Origin of the sequence: Roseateles oligotrophus, from assembly GCF_025717515.1 — a bacterium.
GTDB lineage: Bacteria > Pseudomonadota > Gammaproteobacteria > Burkholderiales > Burkholderiaceae_C > Paucibacter_A > Paucibacter_A oligotrophus.
Genome location: NZ_JAJIRN010000021.1, coordinates 1 through 2,621 on the forward strand (window position 1 = coordinate 1; position 2,621 = coordinate 2,621).

The following is a 2,621-nucleotide window of genomic DNA, read 5'->3' on the forward strand; positions in this document are numbered from 1 at the left end:
TGTTGGCGCCGACCGAATATTGAGCCACCGTGCCGACTGAATATTGAGCCAGGCAAACGTGCCGGCTTTTGAAGCCGGGCTGTGGATAAGTGTAGGTCTTGTGGCTCTTGCTTGACCTCCTTCCTGTGCTGAAGCTGGTTTTGAATCAGTCCGTTTTAGCCTCTTCCGGCGGTTCCGTCTTGCCGCCTTTGCGGGCTTGCTCCCTGGCCTTGATGCGCGTCTTCGCCACTGCTGAGCTGTGCAGCAAGCGGTAGCTTTCATTGCCTGTTTCGACGATGTGGCAGTGATGCGTGAGCCGGTCCAGCAGCGCCCGCGTCATCTTCGCGTCGCCGAACACGCTGGACCATTCGGCGAAGTCCAGGTTGGTCGTGATCAGGATGCTGGTGTGCTCGTACAGCTTGCTCAGCAAATGGAACAGCAAGGCCCCGCCGGCTTGGCTGAAGGGCAAGTAGCCCAGTTCATCAAGAATGACCAAGTCCGTCCGCAACAAGCTGGTGGCGATGCGCCCGGCCTTGCCTTGCGCCTTCTCCTGCTCCAGCGCGTTGACCAGATCAACCGTCGAATAGAAGCGCACGCGCTTGGCCATCTTGGTGATGCCGGCCACGCCGATGGCGATGGCCAGATGCGTCTTGCCGGTGCCGGGTCCACCCACCATCACGACGTTGTGCGCGGCTTCAGTGAACTTCGCTTCGGTCAGCTGAAGGATCAGCTTATGGTCCACCTCGGTCCCGTCGAAGTTGAAGCCGGCCAGGTCGCGGTGGAGCGGGAATTTGGCCGCATGCATCTGGTGGCTGACCGAGCGCAGCGCCCGGTCGGCGGCCTCGGCTTGCAGTAAATGCTCCAGCAGCCAGCGCGAATTCTGCGGCCCGGCCCCACCGCCAAGCTCTGCGCCACCGCTCTCGCTTTGTTCCAGCAAATCAGCCCAGGCGCCGGCCATGCCGTTCAAGCGCAGTTGCTTGAGCTCGACCACCACATCACGCTTCATGATGCACCTCCTCGCTGCCGAGCTTGTCGCGCAGGCGGTCGTACGGTTCGGTGTCGCTGCAGACCGGCTTGGAGACCTGCAGCACGCCGTCCACCGGCGCCGGTGCTGACGGCTCATTCAAGCGGCTCAGCACATTGACCACATGTTCCACGCTGACTCGTCCCGACGGCGGCAGCTTCTCCAGCGCCAATTCGACCGCCACCAAGACGTTCTCCAGCCCCGCCTTCGGCACGATGGCCAGCACCTGCGCCATCACGCGGTCACCGCCTTCCTCGCGCAGCAAGCCACGGCGCAGCTTCTGCAGCGGTTCGGGCAGATCGCTGAACGGTGCGCCGTTGCGCAAGGCGCCGGGCTTGCGCTCCAGCAGCGGCACATAGTGCTGCCAGTCGTAGCTGGTCTGCCCACGGTCCGACAGCCGCTCGTGCCGGGCCACCACCGCGTCATCAGCCACCACCACAACATGGTTCGGGTACAGCCTGACGCTGACCCGCTGGCCCGCCCACTCACAGGGCACCGAGTAGCGATTGCGCGCCATCGTCACCAGGCAGGTGCTGCTCACCCTGGAGGGCTTCTCAACGTAACCATCAAACGCTGCGGGCATTGGCATCAGGTGCAAGCGCTCATGCTCCAGCATCTCGGCCAAGCTGAACTGCTCATGCACCGGATGCCGCACCTCATCCCACAGCGCCCGGCAGCGCTCTGCCAACCAGACATTGAGCTCGGCGAAGGAGCCAAAGCGCTGCTGGGCGGCGTCGATCCAGATGCGCCGGCGGCTGTCCTGCACATTCTTCTCGACCACGCCTTTTTCCCAGCCCGAGGCCACATTGCAGAAGTCGGGGTCGAACAGATAGTGCGCGCACATCACCTTGAAGCGATCGTTGACGACCCGGCCCTTGCCCTTCAAGACCTTGTCCACGGCCGTCTTCATGTTGTCGTAGATGCCGCGCCTGGCCACGCCGCCCAGGGCCGCAAGGCTGCGGGTGTGGGCATCGAACAGCATCTCGTGGCCCTGGCTCGGGTAGGCGACCAGCCAGAACGCCCGGCTGGCGCACAGCTTCATGTGCGAGACCTGCAGCCGGTAGTAAATGCCGCCGATCACCAAGCCTTCTTCGCTCCAATCGAACTGGAACGCTTCGCCCAGTTCAAACGACAGCGGCACAAAGGCATTCACCAGCGCGGCCTGGCCAACGCCCTGGCGCCACTCGCGGATGAAGTCGGTGAGGCGCGAATAGCCGCCGTCGTAACCGGCGGCCTTGATCTCGGCGAACAAGGCCCGGGCCGTACGGCGCTCGTGCTTGGGACGATGCGCGTCGGCCTTCAAGGCCAGCTTGATCGCCTCTTGGAAGGCCGTCAACTTATTGGGCTGCTCGGCCCTGCGGTATTTGGGGCAAGTTGACGGCGACGGGGCATCCAGCCACTTCGCCACCGTGTTGCGGGAGATGCCAGTTGTGCGAGAAATCTCGCGCTTCGACTTCTTGTCTCGGCTATGCAAACGCCGGATCTTGCCAATCATGTCCATGGTGATCACTCCTTGCACCCCGCCGCTTAAAAAAGCAGCAGAGTAGGTGAAACACCTGGCTCAATTTTGGGTCGGCACAACCCCTAAAAGTGGCTCAATATTCGGTCGGCGCCAACA

2 protein-coding genes are annotated in these 2,621 nt (G+C 62.8%); both read right to left on the minus strand.

All coding sequences use genetic code 11. From position 1 onward, the window contains the following. Positions 1 to 145: 145 nt before the first annotated feature. Positions 146 to 985 carry an IS21-like element helper ATPase IstB gene (gene istB, locus LNV07_RS25215; protein ID WP_263573969.1) on the minus strand — a complete coding sequence of 280 codons (840 nt, stop codon included), beginning with the start codon at positions 983 to 985 and terminating at the stop codon, positions 146 to 148. After that, on the minus strand, positions 975 to 2,504 hold the full coding sequence (gene istA / locus LNV07_RS25220) for an IS21 family transposase (protein ID WP_263573970.1): 1,530 nt from the start codon (positions 2,502 to 2,504) through the stop codon (positions 975 to 977). The genes istB and istA overlap by 11 nt, the downstream gene beginning before the upstream one ends. Positions 2,505 to 2,621: the final 117 nt, after the last annotated feature.

Coding starts and splice junctions, on each gene's coding strand:
- istB (WP_263573969.1), bottom strand. CDS start 985: ATGAAGCGTGATGTGGTGGTCGAGCTCAAGCAACTGCGCTTGAACGGC.
- istA (WP_263573970.1), bottom strand. CDS start 2,504: ATGGACATGATTGGCAAGATCCGGCGTTTGCATAGCCGAGACAAGAAG.